The sequence below is a fragment of the Allorhizobium sp. nf9_anc genome (assembly GCF_056323085.1).
The window spans coordinates 1,278,411-1,303,188 of the sequence record NZ_CM150481.1 but is presented as its reverse complement, the minus strand read 5'-3'; the positions used below and the strand labels follow the sequence as shown (position 1 = coordinate 1,303,188).

At 62.0% G+C, this 24,778-nt stretch carries 19 protein-coding genes and 1 other RNA gene; 7 read left to right on the top strand and 13 right to left on the bottom strand.

What is annotated here, in order from left to right; translation table 11 throughout:
• Position 1 precedes the first annotated feature (1 nt).
• The 6 genes from AC02Y0_RS05990 to AC02Y0_RS05965 all read right to left on the bottom strand — a co-directional run bounded on the left by AC02Y0_RS05990 (position 2) and on the right by AC02Y0_RS05965 (position 5,475).
• Complete coding sequence (locus AC02Y0_RS05990) at positions 2-1,609, bottom strand: Do family serine endopeptidase (RefSeq protein WP_476383004.1); 1,608 nt, start codon at positions 1,607-1,609, stop codon at positions 2-4.
• Positions 1,610-1,719: 110 nt separating this feature from the next.
• Positions 1,720-1,905, bottom strand: coding sequence for a DUF2065 domain-containing protein (locus AC02Y0_RS05985; RefSeq protein WP_444558862.1), 186 nt, complete (start codon positions 1,903-1,905; stop codon positions 1,720-1,722).
• A 4-nt stretch (positions 1,906-1,909) separates the two neighbouring features.
• On the bottom strand, positions 1,910-2,860 hold the full coding sequence (gene hflC, locus AC02Y0_RS05980) for a protease modulator HflC (protein WP_444558863.1): 951 nt from the start codon (positions 2,858-2,860) through the stop codon (positions 1,910-1,912).
• 1 nt (position 2,861) lies between these two features.
• Complete coding sequence (hflK, locus tag AC02Y0_RS05975) at positions 2,862-3,983, bottom strand: FtsH protease activity modulator HflK (protein ID WP_476383002.1); 1,122 nt, start codon at positions 3,981-3,983, stop codon at positions 2,862-2,864.
• Positions 3,984-4,136: 153 nt separating this feature from the next.
• A complete protein-coding gene (locus AC02Y0_RS05970; RefSeq protein ID WP_476383000.1) occupies positions 4,137-4,658 on the bottom strand; it encodes a dihydrofolate reductase in 522 nt (173 codons plus the stop codon).
• A 22-nt stretch (positions 4,659-4,680) separates the two neighbouring features.
• Positions 4,681-5,475 (bottom strand): thymidylate synthase, encoded by a 795-nt coding sequence (locus tag AC02Y0_RS05965; RefSeq protein WP_476383970.1) that lies wholly within the window; start codon positions 5,473-5,475, stop codon positions 4,681-4,683.
• A 151-nt stretch (positions 5,476-5,626) separates the two neighbouring features.
• Between AC02Y0_RS05965 and ssrA the strand changes: the two genes are divergently transcribed.
• From ssrA to AC02Y0_RS05940, 5 genes are all read left to right on the top strand, one after another.
• Positions 5,627-6,003: a transfer-messenger RNA gene (gene ssrA / locus AC02Y0_RS05960) on the top strand.
• A 170-nt stretch (positions 6,004-6,173) separates the two neighbouring features.
• Positions 6,174-6,677 carry an SspB family protein gene (locus AC02Y0_RS05955; protein WP_476382998.1) on the top strand — a complete coding sequence of 168 codons (504 nt, stop codon included), beginning with the start codon at positions 6,174-6,176 and terminating at the stop codon, positions 6,675-6,677.
• Positions 6,678-6,731: 54 nt separating this feature from the next.
• Positions 6,732-6,923 carry a DUF4169 family protein gene (locus tag AC02Y0_RS05950; RefSeq protein ID WP_476382996.1) on the top strand — a complete coding sequence of 64 codons (192 nt, stop codon included), beginning with the start codon at positions 6,732-6,734 and terminating at the stop codon, positions 6,921-6,923.
• A gap of 66 nt (positions 6,924-6,989) precedes the next feature.
• On the top strand, positions 6,990-7,226 hold the full coding sequence (locus AC02Y0_RS05945; RefSeq protein ID WP_476382994.1) for a ribbon-helix-helix domain-containing protein: 237 nt from the start codon (positions 6,990-6,992) through the stop codon (positions 7,224-7,226).
• 126 nt (positions 7,227-7,352) lie between these two features.
• Positions 7,353-7,715: a FlxA-like family protein gene (locus AC02Y0_RS05940; protein WP_476382992.1), complete on the top strand. Its 363-nt coding sequence runs from the start codon at positions 7,353-7,355 to the stop codon at positions 7,713-7,715.
• 25 nt (positions 7,716-7,740) lie between these two features.
• On the opposite strand, the gene AC02Y0_RS05935 is transcribed toward AC02Y0_RS05940, so the two are convergent.
• The 4 genes from AC02Y0_RS05935 to AC02Y0_RS05920 all read right to left on the bottom strand — a co-directional run bounded on the left by AC02Y0_RS05935 (position 7,741) and on the right by AC02Y0_RS05920 (position 17,477).
• Positions 7,741-11,481 carry an AsmA family protein gene (locus tag AC02Y0_RS05935; RefSeq protein WP_476382989.1) on the bottom strand — a complete coding sequence of 1,247 codons (3,741 nt, stop codon included), beginning with the start codon at positions 11,479-11,481 and terminating at the stop codon, positions 7,741-7,743.
• Between the two features lie 74 nt (positions 11,482-11,555).
• Positions 11,556-12,965 (bottom strand): FAD-binding oxidoreductase, encoded by a 1,410-nt coding sequence (locus tag AC02Y0_RS05930; protein WP_476382987.1) that lies wholly within the window; start codon positions 12,963-12,965, stop codon positions 11,556-11,558.
• Positions 12,966-13,092: 127 nt separating this feature from the next.
• Complete coding sequence (locus tag AC02Y0_RS05925) at positions 13,093-16,242, bottom strand: efflux RND transporter permease subunit (protein WP_476382985.1); 3,150 nt, start codon at positions 16,240-16,242, stop codon at positions 13,093-13,095.
• Positions 16,239-17,477, bottom strand: coding sequence for an efflux RND transporter periplasmic adaptor subunit (locus AC02Y0_RS05920; RefSeq protein ID WP_476382983.1), 1,239 nt, complete (start codon positions 17,475-17,477; stop codon positions 16,239-16,241). The genes AC02Y0_RS05925 and AC02Y0_RS05920 overlap by 4 nt, the downstream gene beginning before the upstream one ends.
• A gap of 280 nt (positions 17,478-17,757) precedes the next feature.
• On the opposite strand from AC02Y0_RS05920, the gene AC02Y0_RS05915 reads away from it, so the two are divergent.
• Positions 17,758-20,247 carry an ATP-dependent helicase gene (locus AC02Y0_RS05915; protein WP_476382982.1) on the top strand — a complete coding sequence of 830 codons (2,490 nt, stop codon included), beginning with the start codon at positions 17,758-17,760 and terminating at the stop codon, positions 20,245-20,247.
• A gap of 55 nt (positions 20,248-20,302) precedes the next feature.
• Here AC02Y0_RS05915 and AC02Y0_RS05910 read toward each other — a convergent pair whose 3' ends face one another.
• Complete coding sequence (locus tag AC02Y0_RS05910; protein ID WP_476382980.1) at positions 20,303-20,902, bottom strand: thymidine kinase; 600 nt, start codon at positions 20,900-20,902, stop codon at positions 20,303-20,305.
• A gap of 315 nt (positions 20,903-21,217) precedes the next feature.
• Between AC02Y0_RS05910 and AC02Y0_RS05905 the strand changes: the two genes are divergently transcribed.
• Entirely contained in the window at positions 21,218-21,994 is a 777-nt protein-coding gene (locus AC02Y0_RS05905; RefSeq protein WP_476382978.1) for a glycosyltransferase family 25 protein, read from the top strand.
• Positions 21,995-21,999: 5 nt separating this feature from the next.
• Here the strand turns inward: AC02Y0_RS05905 and AC02Y0_RS05900 are convergent, their stop codons facing one another.
• Both AC02Y0_RS05900 and AC02Y0_RS05895 read right to left on the bottom strand, forming a co-directional pair.
• Entirely contained in the window at positions 22,000-22,278 is a 279-nt protein-coding gene (locus AC02Y0_RS05900) for a DUF6074 family protein (protein WP_102022104.1), read from the bottom strand.
• A gap of 137 nt (positions 22,279-22,415) precedes the next feature.
• Positions 22,416-24,755: a glucose/quinate/shikimate family membrane-bound PQQ-dependent dehydrogenase gene (locus AC02Y0_RS05895; protein WP_476382976.1), complete on the bottom strand. Its 2,340-nt coding sequence runs from the start codon at positions 24,753-24,755 to the stop codon at positions 22,416-22,418.
• Positions 24,756-24,778: the final 23 nt, after the last annotated feature.

The window sequence follows — 24,778 nt, the reverse complement described above, 5'->3', positions numbered from 1 at the left end:
ACTACTCGAGCGGCACGGCGACGAGACGCAGGTTGCCATCCTTGTCGGCAATCATCAGGTAACCGCTGCGGCGCCCCTCGCCCTTGATGCTGGTGAGCTTTTCCGCCACCTGCTGCGGCGTCTTCATGAACTCCTGCGCCACCTCGACGATCACCTCGCCGACCTTAAGCCCCTTGCCCTCGGCCTTGGAGCCGGGAAGAACACGGGTGATCAAGACACCCTCGACACCCTCGGCGATCGAGAAGCTGACGCGATTGGCATCATCAAGCGCGGAGAGTTCGACGCCGATCAGGCCTTCGGTCACGGGAGCGATGGCCTGGTCCTGTGACGGGGTCGCCGGCTCCTCGCCGCTCTCGGCTTCGGAGTTCGGATCATCCGGCATCGGCTGGTCGCTCGGCGGGGTCGCCTGATCGCCCGGCGTATCGCCATCGGGCGCCGTGCCCTCTTCATTGGGTTCGACGGTCGTCTCCGGATCTGTCTCGTTGCTCGCGACTTCGTCGTCCTCAAGGCGTCCGAGGGTTACCTTAACCGTCTGTTCCTTGCCGTCACGGATGATCACCACATCCAGCGGCTCACCGATCGGGCTTTCCGCGACGATGCGCGTGAGATCGCGGGTTTCAGTGATGGCGCGACCGTTGAAGCTCGTGACGATGTCGCCGACCTGGATCGGACCATTGGCGACGGGCCCGCCCTCGACAACGCCGCTGATCATCGCGCCACGGGCGCGGCCGATCTTCATGCTCGTCGCCACCTCGTCGGAGACGGGCTGGATGCGGACGCCGAGCCAGCCACGACGCGTCTCGCCGAACTCGATCAACTGGTTGACGATGTTCTCGGCAAGCTCCGTCGGCACGGCAAAGCCGATGCCGATCGAACCGCCGCTCGGCGAGATGATCGCCGTGTTGATGCCGATCACTTCGCCGCTCATGTTGAACAGAGGGCCGCCCGAATTGCCCTTGTTGATTGCCGCATCCGTCTGGATGAAGTTGTCGTAGGGGCCGGCATTGATGTTTCGGCCGCTGGCCGAAATGATGCCGACGGTCACGGAACCACCGAGCCCGAACGGATTGCCGATCGCCATAACCCAATCGCCGATCCGCATCTTGCGGGAATCACCGAACTTCACCGAGGTCAGCGGCTGTGGCGGTTCGACCTTGAGGACCGAGAGGTCGGTCTTGGTATCCGTGCCGATCAGCTTGGCCTTCAGTTTCGAGCCATCGGAGAAGATGACTTCGATATCATCGGCATTCTCGATGACGTGGTTGTTGGTCACGATGAAACCGGTCGGGTCAATGACGAAGCCCGATCCGAGCGAGTTCACCTTGCTGTTCGGCTCACCGCCCTCGCGGTTCCTGTAGAAGTCTTCAAACAGCTCCTGGAAGGGCGATCCTTCGGGAACCTGCGGAAGCGGTCCCTCGCCTTCTTCGGCGACACTCTGCGATGTCGAGATGTTGACCACGGCACCCAGCAATCCGCTGGCGAGATCGGCCACGGAATCCGGTCCCTGCGCGTGAACGGTAACAGGCGCGCCCACCGCGCCAACAGTCAGCGACGTTCCCACGAGGAGGGCCGACAGAATCATTCGCGACGTGCGGGCGGGTTTCATCATCGGCTTCCTCGCTGGGTTGTCTTGGGTCGAACTGAACATAAGGCGGATTGGGAGAAGGGAAAATCACAATTGCCGGAATAGCTCTATCCGCAGCTTGCGACCAGATCTTGTCAGCCGCGAAGAAACCACAGGATGGCTGCGCCAAGGGTGATCGTGGAGAGGCCGATGAGCCGCAATTGATCTTCGGGGATGTGCGGCAGGAGCCTTGCCATCCGCACAAGAAAACGAGGGGCCAGCGCATAGGCCAGCCCCTCGATGATCAAAAAGATGGCGATCCCTGCGAACAGGTCATCCATCGTATCAGTTGCCGACGGCTGCCGGCGGCGTCACCGGTGCCGGTGCTGCGGCAGGCGGTACCTGTCCAGCTCCACCAGTGCCGACCCCGCTGTTGAAGAAGCGGAAGAAGTCACTGTCCGGCGAAAGCACCATCGTCGTGCCCTGGTTGCTCATGGACGCCACATAGGCGCGCATCGAGCGATAGAACTCGAAGAAGCTCGGATCGCGCTGGAACGCATCAGCGAAGATGCTGTTCCGCTGGGCATCGCCCTCACCGCGCAGGATTTCCGAATCGCGCTGCGCTTCGGCCTGGAGTTCGACGACCTGACGGTCGGCGATCGCCCGGCGACGCTGGCTCTCTTCGTTACCACGGGCGCGGATTAGTTCGGCTTCGGCAAGGCGCTCGGCCTTCATGCGCTGGAAGGTCTGCTGGGAGACTTCCTGCGTCAGGTCGGTTCTGCGGATCCGGACATCCGTGACCTGCAGACCAAGGCTTTCCGCAGCGGCCTGGAGGTCGTTACGGACATCAGACATCATCGAACCGCGCTCTTCGGACAGAGCAGCGTCGAAGTTACGCAGACCGTAGACGCGGCGGAGAGCTGCATCGAGACGGGTGCGCAGACGCGATTCGGCGGCATCCCGATCGGCCGACACCGTTTCGCGGAAGCGACGGGCATCGGTGATGCGGTAGACGGCAAACGCGTCGACTTCGTAGAACGCACCACCACGGACCTGCACGCGGATGTTGGGCAGGTCGAAGCGCAGTGCGCGATCTTCGACATACTGAACGCGGTCCGCATCCATGAAGGCGAAGGGCAGCTTGAAGTAGAGGCCCGGTTCGGCCTTCACGTCCTGGATCTGACCGAAGCGAAGAACGATCGCCTGCTCGCGTTCGTTGACCACGAAGATCGACGAATAGACGAAGAACAGAGCGACGCCGATGGCGATGAGGAAGTAGGGAAGACGGTTCTGCATGTCAGTTCCCTCCCGTCGCCGACTGGCCTGCAGGCTGGCTGCCCGGCTGGCGCGTGATTTCGTTGAGCGGCAGGTAAGGCACGACCCCCTGCTTTTCGTCGATGATCACCTTGTTCGAATTGCGCAGGACGTTCTCCATGGTTTCCAGATAGATACGCTGGCGTGTGACGTCGGGCGCCTTGACGTATTCGTCATAGATCGAGATGAAGCGCTGAGCCTCACCTTCCGCTTCCTTGACGACCTGATCCTTGTAGGCGGCTGCCTCTTCACGGATCTGGGCTGCCTGACCGCGGGCCTGACCGAGACGCTGGTTGGCGTACTGGTTGGCTTCTTCGACGAAGCGGTCTTCGTCCTGCTGGGCGCGCTGCACTTCTTCGAAGGCTTCGGCAACTTCACGCGGCGGGGCCGCGTCTTCGATCGGAACCGCGTTGATCGCGATACCGGCGCCATAGGTGTCCATGGTGCCCTGGATGATCGCGCGGACCTGCGTCGAGATCTCCTCACGATTGTCGCGGAAGACGTCCTGAGCAGGGCGACGGCCGACGACTTCGCGCATCGCGCTTTCAGCAACCTGCTGCAGCGTCTGCGACGGATCTTCGAGGTTGAAGAGGAAGGCCCGCGGGTCGGAGACCGTGAACAGCACCGAAAACTGGACACTGACGATGTTCTGGTCGCCGCTGAGCATCAGGCCAGCGCCGGGATTGTTCGAGGTCGGGCGGCTGCCGATATTCTGCTGCTGCTCCGTAACCTTGACGATATCGACGGATTCCACGGGCCAGAGATGGAAGTGCAGGCCCGGCATGGACACTTCATCCTTCGGCTTGCCGAAGCGAAGTTCAACGCCACGCTCGTCAGGCTGTACGGTATAGACCGCCTGCATCGCCCAGAAGGCGAGAAGCACGATACCGACGATGACGAAAGCGCCACCGTTGAACCCGCCGGGCACGACGTTCTTCAGACGATCCTGCCCACGGCGGATGAGATCCTCCAGATCCGGGGGCTGGTTGCCGCCACCGCCGCCGCGTGGCCGGTTCGGCCCCTGCCCCCAGGGGCCCTGATTGTTACCGCCGCCGCCGCCGCCCCATGGACCGCCGCCGCCGCCGTTTTGATTGCTCCAGGGCATCAATACCTCTTTGCTGTAAAAAGCTCCCAAGTCCCCCGCCCGCTGGCCGATCGACCGACATGCATGAGGTTCCAAAGGTTTATAGGTATCGTGGTGTCGCCTTTCAACGCGAGGGGGGCAACTTCTTCTGCGGAAAGGGCAAATTTTGCGTTATCAGCGGTCCCTGCGACGGTATATCGCGTAGCGCGTCGGATAATTGTCCTTCTCGCCGGCTGGAACTGCAGTTTCCTCGATCAATTCGAACGCAACCGGATCGATCTCCGAGAAAGACGTGTCACCGTCGACCACCGTCTCGACATGCGTGACATGCAGCACATCGGCAAGCGGCAAGGCCTGGCGATAAATCTCGCCGCCGCCGACAATGCAGACCTCGTCAACACCAGTCTCGGATGCGATCGCCCTGGCCCGCTCGATCCCCGCCTCGAGGTTCCCGACGGTTTCCACCCCCGGCATATCAAAGCTCTGACTGCGGCTGACAATGATGTGCGGGCGACCAGGCAGAGGCTTCGATCCGACGGATTCGAAAGTCTTGCGCCCCATCACCAGCGGCTTGCCCATGCTGAGCGCCTTGAAGCGCTTCAGATCCGTCGAAAGCTTCCACGGCATGTCGCCGTCGCGGCCGATGATGCCGTTCTGCGATACGGCCACGATGATGACGATCTTCACGGGAGCCATGCCGGATATGCCTTCACCTCGCCTAGACGGCGATCGGTGCCTTGATGCTGGCATCGGCTTCATAGCCGATCAGCGTGAAATCCTCGTAAGCGAAGGAGAACAGATCCCGGACCTCGGGATTGAGTTTCATGACCGGCAGCGCCTTCGGCGTCCGCGTCAGCTGCAGCTTCGCCTGGTCGAGATGGTTGGCGTAGAGATGCGCGTCACCGAGGGTGTGAACGAAGTTGCCGGGCTCCAGGCCCGTCACCTGCGCCATCATCAGGGTGAGCAAGGCGTAGGACGCGATGTTGAATGGCACGCCGAGGAAGATGTCGGCGGAGCGCTGGTAGAGCTGACAGGAGAGCCGCCCGTCGGCCACGTAGAATTGGAACAGGCAGTGGCAGGGCGGCAGCGCCATTTCGTCGACGAGCGCCGGGTTCCAGGCGGTGACGATATGGCGGCGCGAATTCGGATTGGTCTTGATGCTCTCGACGAGCTTGGCCATCTGATCGATATGCCCGCCATCGTAATCAGGCCAGGAGCGCCACTGCGCACCGTAGACCGGTCCGAGGTCGCCATTCTCGTCAGCCCATTCGTCCCAGATGCTGACGCCGTTCTCCTTGAGATAGGCGATATTGGTATCGCCCTTCAGGAACCAGAGCAGCTCGTGGATGATCGACTTCAGATGCAGCCGCTTCGTCGTGATGACAGGGAAGCCGTCGGCCAGATCGAATCGCATCTGGTGGCCGAAGACCGAACGCGTGCCCGTGCCGGTGCGATCACCGCGGTCGCTGCCGTTCTCCAGAACGTGACGGAGGAGGTCGTGATACTGGTGCATGGATCCATTCATCGAGTCGTTGTCTTCGACATCATATCGCCGCGAGAGCCTCGAACCAATGCGTTTTCCAGCTTTATCCCCCGCAGAGGCCCTCAGATCCCGTTGTTCGGGCACTCGTGTGGACGGATCGCCGTGCCGATTGTGCGCCCGCCCTCTTTTCATCGGGTACGGAAACACCTATATCAGCCATGCCGGGGCTTGCTCCGGCTATGGCAATAAACGGTCGGTGTAATAAACCTATTGGACCCGGGGGCGGTACCCGGCGCCTCCACCAAAAACCGGTCGGTGACGAAGTCTCTTCGGACCGGCTTTTGATGGGGGCGAAATAGGATCGACAAGGGCGTAAAGATCGAACTTTTGCTCGGCATGATACCGCCGTTATCGGGTCACAAGTGTAGTTGCAAACGACAACAACGCTAAGGGTTACGCTCTCGCTGCCTAATGGCGGTGCGGGAAACCCGCTCTAAGTCCTTAGGGTTAGCCCCTTAAGGCGGGGTCCGAAGGCACCTGGCAACAGAAGCCTTCACCTAACTCCCTCCTTTCTCTTTCTCCATGACTTTGCTCGGATTTCGCTGCTACCCGCAGGCGCAGATTTGATGTACATTCGTCAAACCAGTTTCACGCGTCGGGGCTTTTCCGCATCGTCGCGTCATGGCATAAGCCGTCGAAATCGGCATGATTAGGAAAGCAGGGATCTGATGGGGCACGACCACATTCGCTACGACATTCTGGCCCAGGACGCTCTTCGCGGCGTCATCCGCAAGGTCTTGGCCGAGGTTTCCGCGACAGGCCGCCTGCCGGGTGACCACCACTTCTTCATCACCTTCCTCACTGGCGCACCGGGCGTACGGATCTCGCAGCATCTGAAGGCCAAATATGCCGAGCAGATGACGATCGTCGTCCAGCACCAGTTCTGGGACCTCAAGGTCACCGACAGCCTGTTCGAGATCGGCCTGTCCTTCTCCGACACGCCTGAGAAGCTGGTGATCCCGTTCAACGCGATCCGCGGCTTCTACGATCCGTCCGTGAACTTCGAACTTGAATTCGACGTGCCGCTGTCCGACGAGGAAGAGAACGAGGCAGAAATCACCGCTTACCCGCTCGAAGCCATCGCCAAGCCCGAAGAATCGGAAGCGGCCAAGGCCGACGAGAAGAAGGAAGGCTCCGTCGTATCGCTCGACGCCTTCCGCAAGAAGCAGTAAGCGCATGACGATCGGCCGGGCCCCTCGCCCGGCCTTTTTCGTGGAGCATCCCCAATGGCAGCCGACATCGTCAACCTCCGCCAGTTTCGCAAGACCAAGTTCCGCAGCGAACGTGAAGCCGTGGCCGAGCAGAACCGCATCACTCACGGTCGGACAAAAGCGGAAAAGTCTTTGACGCGGGCGCTGAACGACAAGGACGCCCGCCAGCATGAGCAAGGCCGCATTGAAAAGCCGGATCAGGATTGACGTGGGATCCATGCGGTCGGCCAATCATCCCGGCGCCGTCTGCCGATCCCTTCATCGGTCAAAACCATGATCCGCAAGCGCTCGATTACGCTTCACGGTCACCGGACGAGCTTCTCTGTCGAAGATGCCTTCCTCGATGAATTGAAGGCGATTGCCGCCAGACGCGGATTGAGCTTTGCAGCCCTGGTCGCCGAAATCGACGAGGCAAGACCGCTCGATTCGAACCTCTCCTCCGCGCTCCGTCTCTTCGTCCTGCACGCGCTGAAGCAGGCGGATCAGCCCCCATCCCAAAATACGATGTAAAACATACATATTTAAGAATCGCGATTTATCGTCCATGCTGTATTCGCACGCAGGGCATGTCTCGCTGGTATCTCGTATTGCCACCCGCGAGCCGTTTGAGTTTTCCCATTCAGCACGAGGTTTTTCATGACGACGATTTCGACATCGACGACGACCACCCAATCCCTCTCATCATCTTCGGGCAATTCGACATCCGCAGTGAAGGCCCAGATTGCCAGCCTGGAGAAGAGCATTTCCTCCCAGGAAGAAGCCCTGGGCTCGGCCAGCACCGACGACGAAAAAGCCGAGATCAATCAGACACTCACGGAACTGCGCGCCCAGCTGGCACAGATCGAGGCTCAGCTCGCTCAGCTGAAAGCCGCGTCGGAAAACACTTCGGAAGAACCGGCCAACACGCTGCTATCCGGCGAAAGCGAGTTGATCGGCACCACGAACATTTCAGGTGATGTCGACGACACGCCATTCGGCGAGAGAACGGCATACGTCTGAGGCGTTAGAGCACGGCCTGCCGACGTCAGTTGACGCCTGGCAATCCTTCGAACTGGATATCCGGCAGGGGCTGGCGAACGACCCGCTCCTCCGGCGTTACCTCCACCGTCGGCTGTTCGGGTACCGTGTCGGTCGTGAGATCGCCCGGAGCGTCCTGAACCGGCCGCTCGGAGGGTGTGGCAACCGCACCGGCGGCAGCTTGTGCCTCTGCCGCAGCCGCTGCATCAGCCTCAGCCTTTTGCCGCGCCTCCTCCTCCAGTCGTAGACGTTCCGCCTCGGCCTGCGCCCGCTCCTCGGCACGAGAACGAGCAAGGGCGGCTTCACGCCGGAGCCTCTGCTTTTCGAGAACGCTGGCCTGCAAGGCCTCCACGCGCCGACGCTCTGTCTCAAAGGCGCGCAGCGACAGGAAGTTGGTGAGTTCCGTCACGTCGAGCTCGGATGCCGGCTCGAGAACCGGTCCTGTGAGCAGCAGCCGCACATTCGGCTGCGCACCCTCCATGGCGGCGTCTCCTGCGTCAAAGCCGATCCCGACCTCGGCGTCGAGTGTGCCGGCGCGCAAATCCAGCCGTAGCCCGCCATCAAGCTTCGCCTCTGCCGTCTGATGGGTCGCGGCTTGCACCCGCACCGTTCCGTCGGAGAGTGCGAAAGGCACCGTCACATCACCGAGCTGCGACGCACCATCCGTCACCAGACGCTCGGCCAGTGACAGCACCTTCTCCTGGTTGATCTCGGTACCGAGGGCATCCGCCTCGGTGATGATCCGCGGCATGGCCTTAAGGTCGAGGCCGCCCACGGCAAGCCCGTTCACCCGGACTTGCCCGGATCCGCTTGCCAGCCCGATGAGTTCGGTCGGCGTCTTGCCGCCGCCTTCCACGACGAAGGTGACATCCATCCGACCGGATGGGCTGTCGTTCGCCTCGATGCCGCGCTCGACGCGCAAGGCGTTTAGACTGCGGGCGAGATCACTGTCGGCAAGGTCGAGGCGAGCCTGCAGGAAGCCGTTTCCATCCGTATTGGCAAGCGAGAACCGTCCGGTCATCTGTCCACCCAGCCAGTCGGCAGAGACCTCGTCCAGGGTCAGCTCGCCGGCGCGGTTTCGCAGTTTGGCGCCGACATCGGTCATCGCCTCGCCCAGCCCCGGCCACAAGCGCTTGATGGTCAGGCCGAGGTCGAGATCGAACGGCAGGGCGACGGGGCTGAGGGCAACTTCAGACAATGCACCGCTCGCCGGATCGGTGAGCGGCCCCACCATGATCTCCGCCAGCCAGTACAGATCGAGTTGATCAACCGCTACCGTCCCGGCGATGGATGGAACAGTTGCCGTCAGGTCGACACTGCCCTGGGCACTGACCTCCTGGTCGGCCAGCCTGCCTTTCATCGTCTCGACCGCCAGTTTGCCATCGGCTAGCGCAAACTGCATCTCGCCCGCCATGGGCAAACCGGTTGCGGCATCGGGGAGGCTGAGCCCGAGCGCCATCAGATAAGGACCGATATCATCGCTTTCGAGCGAAACATCCCAGCCGCCATCGAGAAGGTTCGGCGTGTCGAGCGAGGTCAACCGCGCGGTCGCGTCGAGCGTCGTCACGGCACCGGCAAAGCGCACCACGGCATCTGCATTCCCATCACCGGCGGCTTCAAGCGCAAGCGTCAGAACACCGCCTTCGCCAATGGTCCAGGGCAAGGGATCAAAGCCCACCTGCCCGAGAAGGATCTGCGCCTCCTGGTTCTCAAGCCGAAGATCGATCGTCCGCTTTCCGCCTGCGAAGAGCGACGTGAGGCTTTCCGCACCTGCCTTAAGAGAGACAGCGCTGTCGTTGACGCGCCCAGTTGTCTCCAGGTTGATCGCGCCCGTTTCAGGCACGCTCAGGACCATCCGCAGATCGGTATTCTCATACCAGGACGCCGCATTTGCTAGGCGCGCGATGAGGGGGCTGTTTGGAACCCGCTCCTGAAGCAGCGCAAGGAAAGGTCCGGGATCGACGGACGAGAACTGGACCTGAGCCTCGCCGACCGGCTGGGTTTCGGCGTCACGCAGATTGCCGCTGATGCGCAGCGTACTGCCGGCCACACTGCCGAGGTTGAGGCGCTCGATCGCGAGCTGACCGTCCTGATAGGTTGCGATCGCTTCGACATCCTCCGCCGTCACGCCGAATGCGCGCAATGCGTCGACCTTCAGCCGGGTTGCCACCCGCTCGGCAAGAAGCCGCTGTTCGGCATCCTCTCCGATCATGAGGGCGGCAATCGCCCGTGCAGCGTCGAGGTCGAGCCCCTCGCCCGTCAGATCAATGGAAAGACTGGCCGCTACGCCGTTCCGCGATTCCCGTTCGATCCGGCCTTTGAGCGGCTCTGCTCCAATGGCTAGCTCCAGATTCTCGAAACGCTGCAGGTCCGGAGTGAGGTTCACCGAAGCAGAAAAGCCCGCAGAGGCAAGCCCGCGGATCGCCGGATCGACGCGACCGGAGATCCAGGTGGCCAGTCCCGACGGCTGCGTCGAGGCAACCAGCAGGTTGCCTTCGAAAGACGGCGTACCCAAGAGCACCAGCCGTCCGCTCGCCTCCACCTGCGTGCGTCCCGGCAACAGGCCAATAGCGCGGTCCACAGTCCAGCCGTCGCCGGCAGGGCGCACGTCGAGCTGCAGGTCGCGAAATACCGTGTCGCCGGCCACGATCGCCGGCAGGCGCAGCGTGGCTCGACCGGGGACCTTGGGGACGGGGATCTGCGCGGCCGTCGACATGAGGAGCGCCATGCGCTGCTGCATGGAAACGGAACCGTTGCGTGACGTCTTGGCCTGGCTCCCGTCCGCCGCAAGTCGGTTCACATCGACCTGCTGGCCCTCTGCGGTCAGCAGGAATTCGGGGTTTGCGCCCGTATCGAGCTTGGCTTCGCCCGTGATCACGTAAGGGTCGGCGATCTCACCCAGTTCCAAGCGGTAGGTCGGGATCGCGATGCTGTCATTGGCGAGTTTGAATTCGCCGCGGACTCGCGGTGCCGGAACCGGCTTCTGGCCTTGATCTGAGGTGGGTTCAGCCGCGACCTTCCAGGTCGAGGTAAAATTCCCCGTATAGTGCGGCTTGCCGTCTTCGAGCGCCAGTTCACCTTCCAGCATCAGGTCGAAGGGGCGCATCTCCGGATCGATCCGCAACCGAAGCGGCAGCGCTGCACCGATGGGTTCTGACGTCGTCAGGCCGAAGCGCGCCGCCTCCCCGTCAAGAGCGGCTGTTCCCTCGACGGACCAGGGGCCTGCAAGCGTGCGGGCCGAGATGGCGGCGTCGAGATTGGTGAGAATGCGGTTGCGGCCCGATTGCTGGTCGATGAATTCGATCGTGCCACCGCTGACGGAGACCTTCTCGAGCACGACAGTGCGTGCCGGAAGGCGGGGCTGGCTGCCGCGCAGCCAATCGAGTGTGCCGTCAGCCAGCAGCCGAATGCGTGCCTTCGGCTCTTCGATGCGCATATCGAAGATCCGCGCCTCTCCGGAGAGGAAGGGCGCGAGTTCGGCATCGAGCGAAAAGCGCGCGACCCGAACGAGCGGCGTGCCGTCGATATCGGTACCGACAGTGACATCCTCCATCGTGACCGAAGGAAACGGCAGGATGCGGGCGCTGACGGCACCATTGACCACGACCTTCTTGCCGAGCAATTGGCTCGCCTGATCCTCGAAGTTTTGCCTGAAATTGGTCCAGTCGACAAAAACTGGCGCCAGCAGCGCGGCAAAGAGCGCAACCACCAGAAGTCCGCCGAGCGTTACCAGTATGCGTCCGAGCACCGAATGCCACTCCCTTGATTGACGGCCCGAAGGTAACGCAATTCACCGCCGGGGCAACCCGCAAGCTCTTGCAGTCACAAGCGAAAGATCTTGCCCGGGTTAAAGATGTTGTCGGGGTCGAGACCCGCCTTGATCGCCCGCATGGCCGGCAGCGCTGAGCCAAGCTCCTGTTCCAGATAGCCGATCTTGCCCTGCCCGATCCCATGCTCGCCGGTACAGGTGCCCTCCATCGAAAGCGCCCGGCCGTTCAGCCGTTCGAGGAAAGCTTCCGCCTTTGCAACGTCCGCTTCGTCCTTGTCGTTGAAGAGCAGGAGAACGTGAAAATTCCCGTCGCCCGCATGACCGACGATCGGCGCGAGGAAGCCTTGCTCGCGAATGTCGGCCTGGGTTGCCGCCACGCATTCCGCGAGCCTTGAGATCGGCACGCAGACATCGGTCGACAGGGCCGCAAGGTCCGGCGCCAGCGCCCGGCTCGCCCAATAGGCATTGTGGCGCGCCTTCCAGAGCTGGGTCCGTTCTTCAGCATTGGCGGTATAGGCAAACTCACCGCCACCGAACTCAGCTGCGATTTCGCCGAACTGCGCGGCCTGGAGCGCCACCGTCTCTTCCGTTCCGTGGAATTCAACGAAGAGCGTCGGACACTCGGCATAGGAGAGCTTCGAATAGGCATTGCAGGCGCGGATCTGCATTTCGTCCAGCAGTTCGATGCGGGCGACCGGAATGCCCATCTGGATCGTCGTGATCACCGCATTGCAGGCATCTTCGAGCGTCGGAAAGGCGCAGACGCCACCGCTGATCTTGGCCGGAATGCCTTGCAGGCGCAGCGTCACCGACGTGATCACCCCGAGCGTGCCTTCCGAGCCGACAAACAAGCGGGTGAGGTCGTAGCCGGCCGACGATTTGCGGGCCCGCTGAGCCGTGCGGATCTCCTCGCCATCGGCGGTCACGACGGTCAGCGCCAGCACATTATCCTTCATCGTGCCGTAGCGCACTGCATTGGTGCCGGAAGCCCGCGTCGCTGCCATACCACCGAGCGAGGCATTGGCACCGGGATCGATGGGGAAGAACAGGCCGGTATCGCGCAGATAGGTGTTGAGGTCCTCACGGGTTACGCCTGGTTCCACGGTGCAGTCGAGATCCTCGGCATTCACGCTCAGGATCCGGTTCATCCGAGTGAAATCGACGGAGATGCCGCCGAAGGGCGCGTTGACCTGTCCCTCGAGCGAGGAACCGGTGCCGAAGGGTACGATCGGCACGCGATGCGCGGCACATACCCGGACTACCTCCCGCACATCGTCGCTGCTTTCGACGAAGACGACCCCATCCGGCCGCTGTGACGGCAGATAGGTGGTGGTGTGGCTGTGCTGGTCACGGAAGGATTGTCCGGTCTGGAAACGCTCACCGAAACGCTGCTTGAGGATGGGCAAAACCAGCGCGATGCCCTCTTCGTTGCGCTTGCCGTCGATCACATCCTTGCGGGCCATCCGCGACCTCCCGATACAGTGTCATGGGGCGCATCGGCATTGCGCCGACACGCCCCTGCTATGGGATAGGGTTCGGGAATTGTCCAGACGTGCGAAGGGCGCAGGAGGAGCATGGCGCCCCTCCCCGTCACTCTGCTGCGATCCGCGGCGGCAAGCCCGCATCATTGGCGATCTTGAGGGTCGCATCCTCCAGTTCCGTCTTCAGGCGTGCTTCTTCCTGAGCATGCGGCTTGGAGAAGCGGGCGAGCATCAGATAGGCGACCGGTGTGATGTAGAGGGTCACCAGCGTCGCCACGCCGAGACCGCCGACGATCACCCAGCCGAGCGCAATGCGCGCTTCCGCACCCGCCCCTTGAGCAAGCACCAGCGGCACGCCACCCAGCACGGTTGCGATCATCGTCATCATCACAGGACGCAGGCGGATAGTGCAGGCCGTCTCGATCGCCTCACGCACCGAGAGCCCCCGATCGCGCAGCTGATTGGCGAATTCGACGATCAGGATGCCATTCTTGGCCATGACCCCGACAAGCAGAACAAGGCCGATCTGACTGTAGACATTGAGCGACGATCCCGTGACGACGAGTGCGAACACGGCACAGGCAAGCCCGAGAGGCACTGTCGCCATGATGATCAGTGAGGACACCACGCTTTCGAACTGTGCCGCGAGCACCAGGAAGATGATCGCAATCGCAAAGCCGAAGGTCAGCGCCATGCCATAGCTGTTCTGCTCCAGCGTCGCGGCCTCGGCGAGCGGAAGCAGACGCGAACCCGGCGGCAGAAGCGGCTGGGCAATCTCCGTCACCATCTCGACGGCGTCCCCAAGGGCCACACCATCGCCAAGGCCGGCCGAGAAGGAGACAGAGGCAAGCTGCTGCTCGCGGTTCAGCGTCGGCGAAACGGCGTTTTCCTCGAGAGACGCGATCGACGACATCGGCACAACACGACCGTCCGAGGTCGTCAGGAAGATGTTCTCGAGATCCGTCGGATCGTTGATCGGCTGCGTGCTCGACACCAGACGAACCGGGATCGAGTTGCCGTCGACAAAAACGTCGGTAACCGAGCGGCCCTCGAGAAGCGCCTGCAACGAAGTGCCGATCGCCCCGATATCGATGCCGAGATCGGATGCCCGCTCACGGTCGATCGTCACAGAGATCTGCGCCTGGCTCGGCTCGTTGTCGAGGCGAGGCGTCTGGAACTCCGGCCGATCCCTCAGCTGATCGACGATCTGCAGGGCCGCTGCCGTCAGCGTCTCATGGTTGGAGCCGACGACCGCCATCTGCAGGCCACTGCCGGCCCCGCGAATGCGAAGACTGTTCGACTGGAAGACGTTGCCGCGCAACGCAGGCACCTGGGCGGCAGCAGCATTCACGTCCTGCACGATCTGGTCCTGGGTCCGCTCGCGCTCCGACCAGGGTGCCAGCGTCATCACCATGAAGGCGCTGTTGGAGGAGCCCTGACCCGAGATCGAGAAGATATTCTGGATCTCACCGCTGTCGCGCAGTGGCTTAAGGTTCTCCTCGACCCGCTGCAGCTGATCACGCGTGTAGGACAGGCTGGAGCCCTGCGGTGTCGAAAGCCGCATCATCACCATGGAGCGGTCTTCGCGCGGTGTGATTTCGCTCTGGATCGCCGTGAAGGCCACATAGGCCGCGCCGGAGAACACCAGGGCGAAAACGCCGACGATCAACGGGTTGCCGAGGCAGGCCCGGAGCGAACGCGCATAAAAACTGGCAAAGCGATTGCCGAATGCGCCCAATACGCCGTGATCTTCCTTGGTTTCCCGCGTCAGCATGCGCGACGCCATCATCGGGCACAAAGTCAGTGCCGTGACCGAGGACAGCAGGACCGCGAAGGCGAGCACGAAACCGAACTCGCGGAAAAGACCACCGAGCTGGCCCGGCAGGAAGGAAAGCGGCACGAAGACCGCGGCAAGCGTTGCCGTGGTCGCAAGCACGGCAAAAAACACTTCCTGGGTGCCGAGCACGGCCGCAGCCCGCGGCCCCATGCCCTCGGACCGACGACGAACGATGTTTTCGAGCACCACGATCGCGTCGTCGACGACGAGACCGGTCGCAAGCACGATCGCAAGCAGGGTCAGGATGTTGAGCGAGAAGCCGACGAGATAGATCGCAACCAGCGTCCCGATCAGAGCAACCGGCATGGTCAATGCCGGGATCAAGGTCGCCCGCCAATCGCGCAGGAAGAGATAAAGCACGACGAGAACGATGACGGCAGAGAGACCGAGTGCCAGCTCGACTTCGTGCAGTGCGCCCTGGATGAAGACCGCGTCGTCACTGGTGATGATCACCCGCGTGCCGTCTGGCAGCGCGCTCGCCATCGCATCCACGGCGGCATGCACGCCTGCCGAGATGTTCAGCGTGTTTGACTGCGCCTGGCGAATGATGCCAAGGCCAACGCCCTGGACGCCGTTTGAGCGCAGCGAGGTCGAGCCGTCATCGGGGCCAAGCGTTACGGTTGCCACGTCGCGCAACCGCACACGATCACCGATCAGTACATTCTCGAAATCATCGACTGTGGTCAGGCTGGCTGTCGCCCTAACGACGATGTCCTGCGTCTGCGATTCAAGGGAGCCTGCGGGAACATCGAGCGAGGAATTCTGCAACGCGGTTGCAAGGCTCGCCACACTCAGGCCGCGGCTCGCAAGCGCCGCCTGGTTGACGTCGATGCGGAAGACCTTTTCCTGGTCGCCATAGATCTGGACGTCGGCGACGCCTTCGACAGCCGCCAGCCGGTCGGAGATCTCGTTCTCCACCAGCAGCGTCAGATCTTCCATGGAGAGCGTCGTGGATGTCACGGCAAGCCGCATGATCGGCTGGGAATCGGCATCCGCCTTGACGATCCGCGGTTCGTCCGTGTCGTCGGGCAACTGGTTGCGCACCCGACCGAGCGCATCGCGCACGTCGTTTGCGGCAACCGCGAGATCGACATTGTCACTGAATTCGAGCGTCGTGCGGCTTTCCCCGAACGAGGAGCGCGACGACATGGATTTCAGACCGCTCACGCGGGCAACGGCGCCCTCGATGATCCGGGTAACTTCCTGGTCCATGGTTTGCGCGGAAGCACCGTCGTAATCGGTGCTGACCGTGATCACTGGCTGGTCGACGTCAGGCAGTTCGCGAATTTCGATGCCTGCAAGCGCTGCAAGACCGGCCACGACAAGAAGGGTGTTGAGGACCGCCGCCAGAACCGGCCGGCGGACAAAGAGCGCGGTGAAGCTGCGCCCGGACTGTTCGGAACCGTTCTCTGTCGCGCTCATCGTACGGCAACCTCCTCGGAACCTGCCTTAGGCTGACCGGCAATCTCCACCGTTCCACCCTCACGCACGCGCTGCAGGCCCTCGACGGCAACTAGGTCACCCTCCTTGAGTTGCGCCTCGACCAGGATCTGGTCGGAATTGCGCTGGACGATCCGCACGCGAGTCTTCACAGACTTGTTATCGACGATCTGCCAGACGAAGGAGCCTTCGCCGTCCCACTGGACGGCAAGCGGGTTGACCGCCGCATAGCTGTCGCCCGGAAAGCGCATGCCGACGGCAAAGGACATGCCCGCGCGCAGAACGTCATCGGGATTGTCGATCTTGGCGCGGATCCGGATGGTGCGGCTTGCCTCGTCAACACGGCTGTCGACCGCTTCCACGCTGCCCTGGAAGACCTGCCCCGGGCGCGAGACGGAATTGGCCTCGACCGGCATGCCTGGGCGCACGGCCACAGCGAAACGCTCCGGTGCCCAGAAGTCGACCAGCAACTGGCTGCGATTGTCGAGGGACACGATAGCCGTGGAATTCGTCACATTGTCGCCGACGCTGATGCCAACGATACCGATGATGCCGTCGATCGGGGCAACGATGTCACGACGCTTCAGATTGAGCTCGGCGGTGGTGAGCTGCAACTGCGCCTGTTCCTCGGCAATCTGGGCATCGAGTACGTCCAGACGCGAGAAGCTCTGCAGGTTTCGGTAGGACTCGGCCTTTTCCTTCGCGCTGCGCAGCGCAACGGCCGCCTGGTCACGCAGGATCACCTGCTCCTCGCGATCGAGCCGGGCGATCACGTCGCCCTTCGTCACCTTCTGGCCCGAGGACACGAGGATTTCCGCGATCGTACCGGAAGCCTGCGGCATGACGGTCACGGCTTCGATTGCCTCGCCATCGCCGATTGCGCTCAGCCGATCATTGACCACACCCATGGCGACCGGCTGGGTTGCGACGAGTATGGCCTGGTTGCCACCGCCACGACGATTGCCCTGCGCTTGGCCCTGTCCGGAGCCCTGTCCAGAGCCTTGTCCGCCGGACTGCGCCTGTTGCCCGCCCTGCCCCTGGCCGCGTTGACCCGCGGCCTCTCCTTCAGCGCCACCACCCGAGATGAGTGCCACGGCGGATGCCGGAACGCCCATGGAAACCAGCGTCTGGCCGGCCCCCGGTGAGAGATAAACCCAGGAACAGAGGCCAACGAAAAGAAGGGCAATACTGATGGCGAGTTGCTTCCAAAGCGGCATGCAAGGCTCCAAATAAAAATCGAACTGGATGATGGTGGTTAAGTATCGGGCGCAAACCGGAACTGGCAATGCCTGAACGGCAAGCTTACTGATTTGTAATCTCGCAACTTTTCACGCCCGCGTGATCGCGCTCACCATTGAGGCGGTCATTCCACTGTTTGCAGGATTGTAGCATGCGGAGAGACGGAAGACCTCGGAAATCCGTGGGTTGGCGGGCGCGAGGAATAAAACCAGAACGCCTTCACTGGCCTTTCCGACCCGAATCACTACATTGAGCCGCATGAGTAACGGTTTCGACGACATTCCCTTCTTCGATGAAGAGCCTGCGCCGCGCAAGCCGGCCGCTTCCGCTGCCCCAGTTCCGACACCTGGGCCAGGCGTGCCTTCCGGCGGCGGCCTTGGCATTGCGGCCCGAGCCATGGCCGCCCGCGATCAGGCACGCGCGCCCGATTATCTCTCCGGCCTTAACCCGGAACAGCGCGAAGCGGTCGAAACCGTCGATGGCCCCGTCCTCGTCCTCGCAGGCGCTGGCACGGGGAAAACCCGCGTCCTGACCACCCGTATCGCCCATATCCTCGCGACCAACCGTGCCTTCCCGAGCCAGATCCTTGCGGTGACCTTCACCAACAAGGCAGCGCGCGAGATGAAGGAGCGTATCGGCCATCTCGTCGGTGGCGCGGTCGAGGGCATGCCCTGGCTCGGCACCTTCCACTCGATCGGCGTCAAATTGCTCCGCCGGCACGCCGAACTCGTCGACCTCACCTCTAATTTCACCATTCTCGACACAGACGACGTCGTACGGCTGATCAAGCAGATCATCCAGGCCGAAGGTCTGGACGACAAGCGCTGGCCGGCCAAGCAGTTCGCCCAGATGATCGACGGCTGGAAGAACAAGGGTCTCGATCCGGCGCAGATCCCCGAAGGTGACGCCCGCGCCTTTGCCAACGGCAAGGGCCGCGAACTGTATGCCGCCTACCAGAAGCGGCTGCAGGCACTGAACGCCTGCGATTTCGGTGACCTGCTGCTGCATCCGATCCGCATGTTCAAGGCCAATCCCGACGTGCTGAAGGAATACCACCAGCGCTTCAAATACGTTCTGGTCGACGAATATCAGGACACCAACACCGCCCAGTACATGTGGCTGCGCCTGCTCGCCCAGCGACCGCCGGGTGTGCCGCAGAATGTCTGCTGCGTTGGCGACGACGACCAGTCGATCTATGGCTGGCGCGGCGCGGAAGTGGACAACATCCTGCGCTTCGAGAAGGACTTTCCGGGCGCCAAGGTGATCAAGCTGGAGCGCAATTACCGTTCGACAGAACACATTCTGGGCGCCGCCGGCTTCCTGATCGCCCATAATGAAGGCCGCCTCGGCAAGACGCTGTTCACCGACCGCGTCGATCCGAACGACGACAAAGTTGTCGTCCATGCCGCCTGGGATTCGGAAGAGGAAGCCCGCGCCGTCGGCGAGGAGATCGAGCAGCTCCAGCGCAATCAGCACCCGCTGAACAACATGGCGATCCTGGTCCGCGCCTCGTTCCAGATGCGCGAATTCGAAGACCGTTTCGTCACGCTTGGCCTCAATTACCGCGTCATTGGCGGCCCTCGCTTCTACGAGCGCCTCGAAATCCGTGATGCCATGGCCTACTTCCGCCTCGTCTGCCAGCCGGCCGACGATCTGGCCTTCGAGCGCATCGTCAACACGCCGAAGCGCGGCCTGGGTGACACGACGATCCGCAATCTGCACGATTATGCGCGTGCCCGTGACATCCCGATGCTGGCCGCCGCGACCGACATCATCGAAACGGACGAGTTGAAGCCGAAGGCCCGCAAGGCGCTCTTCGACGTCGTTACCGATTTCCGCCGCTGGCAGTCGCTGCTCGAAAACACGCCGCATACCGAACTCGCCGAGCAGATCCTCGACGAGAGCGGCTACACGGCCATGTGGCAGAACGACAAGTCGGCCGAAGCCCCCGGACGTCTGGAAAACCTGAAGGAACTCATCCGCTCGATGGAGGCCTTCGAGAGCCTGCGCGGCTTCCTCGAACACGTCTCGCTGGTCATGGATGCCGAGACCAACGAGAACCTCGATGCCGTCTCGATCATGACGCTGCATTCGGCCAAGGGCCTGGAATTCGAAACCGTCTTCCTGCCCGGCTGGGAAGAAGGCCTGTTTCCCCACCAGCGCGCGCTGGATGAAGGTGGCCGCTCGGGCCTCGAAGAGGAACGCCGGCTCGCCTATGTCGGCATTACCCGCGCCAAGCGCCGCTGCCACATCTGGTTCGTCTCCAACCGCCGCATTCACGGGCTGTGGCAATCGACCCTGCCGTCACGCTTCCTCGAAGAACTGCCGCCCGCCCATGTCGAGGTGGCCGAAGCAGAGACCTCCTATGGCGGCTACGGCCGCAATCCCTATGGCCAATCCCGCTTCGACAAGCAGGAGCCCTTCCAGAACAGCTATTCGACGCCCGGCTGGAAGCGTGCCCAGGCAAACAAGACGGACGCCACACGCGACAACTGGGGCAATCGCTCCGGCCATGCAGTGGAGCGGATCGGTTACGGTGAAAGCGGCCCAAGGGCGAAAACCATCGACGGCGAACTGGTCGCCAAGTCGACGGCGACCGAACCTTCCCGCTTTTCCGTCGGCGACCGCGTCTTCCACATCAAGTTCGGCAACGGCAATATCTCGTCAATCGAGGGCAACAAGCTGACGATCGATTTCGACCGCGCCGGTCAGAAGCGCGTGCTGGATGGATTTGTAGAGAAGGCCTGAAGCCCCATGATCGCGGGTCTTCAGGCAGAGTACTAAGACCGCACGGCTTCAAGCCTCAGGCAGCGTCGTGGACTTCTTCCGCCGAGAAGGCGAGCTGCCAGTGACGGCGGCAGAGCGCCGTATAGGTCTCGTTTCCGCCAATCAGAACCTGCGCGCCATCCCGTTGCGCTTTGCCGTCCTCGCCCATGCGCACGACCATGGTTGCCTTGCGGCCGCAATGGCAGATCGACCGCGCTTCCGTCAGTTCGTCGGCAATCGCCAGCAGACCGCGAGATCCCGGGAATAACTCGCCACGAAAATCCGTGCGCAGACCATAGGCCATCACCGGTAAATCGAGAACGTCGACAACACGCGACAGCTGCCAGACCTGATCTGTTGTTAAAAACTGCGCCTCATCGACGAAGACGCAAGACAATGGTGAAGTCTCATGATCTGCCTTGATGGCCGCGAAGAGATCCTCTTCCTGACCAAAGGCATCGGCTTCTGCCTTCAGCCCGATCCGCGATCCGATGAAGCCCTTGCCCGCGCGATTGTCGAGCGCGCTGATCAGCATCGCGACCCGCATGCCGCGTTCCTGATAGTTATAGGCCGCCTGCAAAAGCAAAGTGGATTTGCCGGCATTCATGGTGGCGTAGATGAAATGAAGTTTGGCCAAGGCGTCGCTACTGTCGAAGGAGTGTCATTCTGTTGCCGCACTTGTAGGAAGATCGGCAGAACGGGACAAGCAGGTGGCGGCCATTGCCAACAGCGAAAATAGCACCGCGCTTCGTTCGGGAGGCGTCGCGCCTGATCCCGGCTGCGGACCGCCTTAACTTGATCGGCGGTCACTGAGAGTGAACTGAATAGAGCAGGAAATGTCCACGAGTGAGCTGAGATTTAATCGCGAGACTACCTCAATGCGTCCGAGTTGACGCCCCGGTGGAGCTTGCTATGACTGCGAGTCCTGCCGCCTGTCTCATGGAGTTCCGCTTTGCAGTTCCTGCCCGAAAGCCGCCAGTCCCTGGCGGTCTATCTGATAAACATGGATCGTGCGACCGATCGCCTTGGGGAGATGGAGAGGAAAACGCGCGACGTCGGGCTCGTCTTCGAGCGCGTGTCAGGTGTGGACGGACGCAAGATTGTATTCCCGACGCCTGAATTCAGCGAATTAAGCTACAAGCTTCTTCACGGTAGGCGCACCGTCCCGCCGGAAGTTGGCTGCTACCTCAGCCATGTGGAATGCGCCAGGCGACTGCTCGCCAGCGATGCAGATCTTGCACTCATCCTCGAGGACGATGTTTCGTTCGAGCAGGACTTCATCGAGACCGTGGATCTAGCGGCGCTTCACCGCAACGACTGGGATTTGCTGCGTCTGACAACGGTCAACCGAGGTCGAAAATACACGTTCAAGAGCCTCAAGCCCGGCCGAGACCTCGCTGTTGCCCTGACGCGTGAAAAAGGTGCCGGAGCCTACATCATCAATCGGAAGGCAGCGCGGTGGATCGTCGAAAAGCTTGTCCCGATGAGACTTGCCTACGACATCGCCTTCGATCTGGAATACCTCTACGGTCTGCGGGCTGCATTTGTGTACCCGCTGGTCGCAAGCCAGCATTCAGAGCATGAGACTCAGATCCAGACCAACATTAACAGCTACAAGCTGCCGCGCTGGCGCTACCTGACGGTTCTGCCGTATCGGACCTATCTGGAGGTGACGCGCTTCGTCAGTCGCGGCCTCACATTTCTGCGGCACAAGCTCATCTCTCGCTGAGAGGTTCAGCCCTGGGCTGCTTCCTCGCGGTGCAGCCACATCAGCTCGATCTGGACAGCCGCCTGGAAGTCCATGATCTCGGCGCGCATCTCGTCTTCCGGGCAGCCCAGCGCCAGAAGTTCGTTACCCAGACCGCGGCAGGTTGTCTTCCAGAATTCCGTCGCGGCATAGCCATTCAGGCGATCGAGTTCAATCGCGGAGCGGCGCACCAAGTCCCTACGGTTCGCGAGCGGAAAGAAGGCGATGGTCGGGTTGGTCGTGCCGTTCATGGCTTGGCTACTCATGCGAAACATCCTCACGTTACGGCATGTGTTTAGAATCACATGGTTAACGTTCCGTTTCGCTTCCAGCCACGACACGCCGAAGTGTCCCGAAAGTGAACCCGCCCGGGGTGATCGGGCGGGTTCAAGGGCTTCAAGCGTCAGTCCGGCAGCGTGTAGGCGATGACATAATCGCCCGGCGTTGTGCCGACCGAGCCATGCCCGCCGGCAACCATGACGATGTACTGCTTGCCATTGTCCAGCGCATAGGTCATCGGCGTTGCCTGGCCACCTGCTGGCAGACGGCTTTCCCAGAGCTGATCGCCTGTGGTCAGGTCATAGGCACGCAGATAGTTGTCGACCGCGGCACCAAGGAAGACGACGCCACCCTTGGTGATCATCGGGCCGCCGATACCAGGCACGCCCACCTTGAACGGCAGCGGCAGCGGCGTCATGTCGTAAACTGTGCCGTTCCGCTTCTGGTAGGCGATCTCACCCGTTTTCAGATCGACGCCGGCAATCGTGCCCCATGGCGGCGCCTGGCAGGGAATGCCGAGCGGCGACAGGAACGGGCCCATGATGACGCCGTAAGGAGCACCTTCATTACGGTTCAGCCCCTGCTCGGACCCTGTCGCACCCTCCTCCTTCGGCGGGATGTCCGAACGCGGAACCAGCTTCGATGTAAACGCCAGATAGGTCGGCATGCCGAACATCACCTGCCGCTCGGGATCGACAGCGACCGAGCCCCAGTTGAACGTGCCGAAATTGCCGGGATAGACGAGCGTGCCTTCAAGTGACGGCGGCGTGTACTGTCCTTCGTATTTCAGCTGGTGGAACTGGATACGGCACATCATCTGGTCGATGATGGTCAGTCCCCACATATTGCTTTCGGTCATCGTCGGCGGCCGGAAGGTCAGATCCGAAATCGGCTGTGTCGGCGCGGCGAAGTCTTCGGGGATCGCCCCGCCGGGTGCCGGCAGTTCGCGAACAGGAATGATCGGCTCGCCACTGCGCCGGTCCAGCACGTAGATGTCGCCCTGTTTCGTCGGCCCGATCAGTGCCGGCACAACTGTGCCGTCTTCACGGTTGAGGTCCATCAGCACTGGCTGCGCGGGCACATCCATGTCCCAGAGGTCATGATGCACGGTCTGCCGCACCCACCGGTCCTGGCCGGTATTGACGTCGAGCGCGACGATCGAGGAGGAGTATTTCTCCACACTCTCGCTGCGCCCCATACCGAGCTGGTCAGGCACCTGGTTACCGAGCGGGATATAGACGAGGCCGAGCGCCTCATCGAGCGAGAAGATCGACCAGCTGTTCGGAGAATTCGGCGTGTAGGTCTCGTCGGGGCCGATCGGAGCAGTTTCCGTCGGGTTACCGCTGTCCCAATTCCAGACCAGTTCGCCGGTGTTGACATCGAAGGCACGGATCACGCCGGACGGCGACTGCGTCGAGTAATTATCGTTGACGGCACCGCCAATGATGATCTTGCCAGCAGCGATGACCGGCGGCGAGGTCGAGTAGTAATAACCCGCCGGATTGTAGGGCATGTTCTGCTCGAGACGCAGCGTACCGGCATTGGCGAAGTTCTCGCAGATGGCGCCGGTTCCGGCATCAAGCGCGATCAGACGCGCGTCCGAGGTCGGCAGGTAGACGCGTTCGGCACAAACAGTGCCTTCAACGGCTGTCGGATCGCGGTAGTAGGTGACACCGCGGCAGGTCTGGTGCTGGCGGTCGGGTTCGAGGCCGGCATTCGGATCGAACTTCCACTTCTCCTCACCGGTCGCTGCATCGACGGCAATCGCCCAATTGTGGGGCGTGCAGAGATAGAGCGTGTCGTCGACCTTAAGCGGCGTGACCTGATAGGTGGTCTCGCCGACGTCCTGCGGCAGCTTCACGTCGCCGGTCTGATAGGTCCAGGCGATCTTGAGATCCTTGACATTGTCCGTGTTGATCTGGGTGAGCGGCGAATAGCGCTGACCATAGTTCGTGCGGCCATACTGGTGCCAGTCGCCATCCGGAACATTGCCCCCGAGCGCGGGAGCGGCTGCAACTTGTTCGGTCGGAAGCGCACCTTCGTGCCCATAGGTTTCGACGAATAGGGAAATGCCGGCGACGACCACGGCGATCAAGACCGGCACGGCAACCGGCAACACGGGTGTCGCCACGCGGTCGCGGCGATGCGCAGGGCCGAGACGCTTGCGGATCGCAGGCAGCATCAGCCACAGGCCCAGCACGACGATAAGACCACCACGCGGTCCGAGCTGCCACCAGTCGAGACCGACCTCCATGACCGCCCAGACGAGGCTCACGAGGATGAACACGCCGTAAACCCACAGCGCCTCGGCACGCTTGAGGTAAAGCAGGATAGCGGTGGCAAGGAAGGCAAGCCCGGCCAGAAGGAAATAAGGACTGCCACCCAGGGTCAGGAGCTGAATGCCCCCTGCCCCGAAGACAAGCCCCAGGATCCCGAAGACGACGGCGGTAACGATGAGAAACATGCCGGTTCCATTCGATTTTTGAA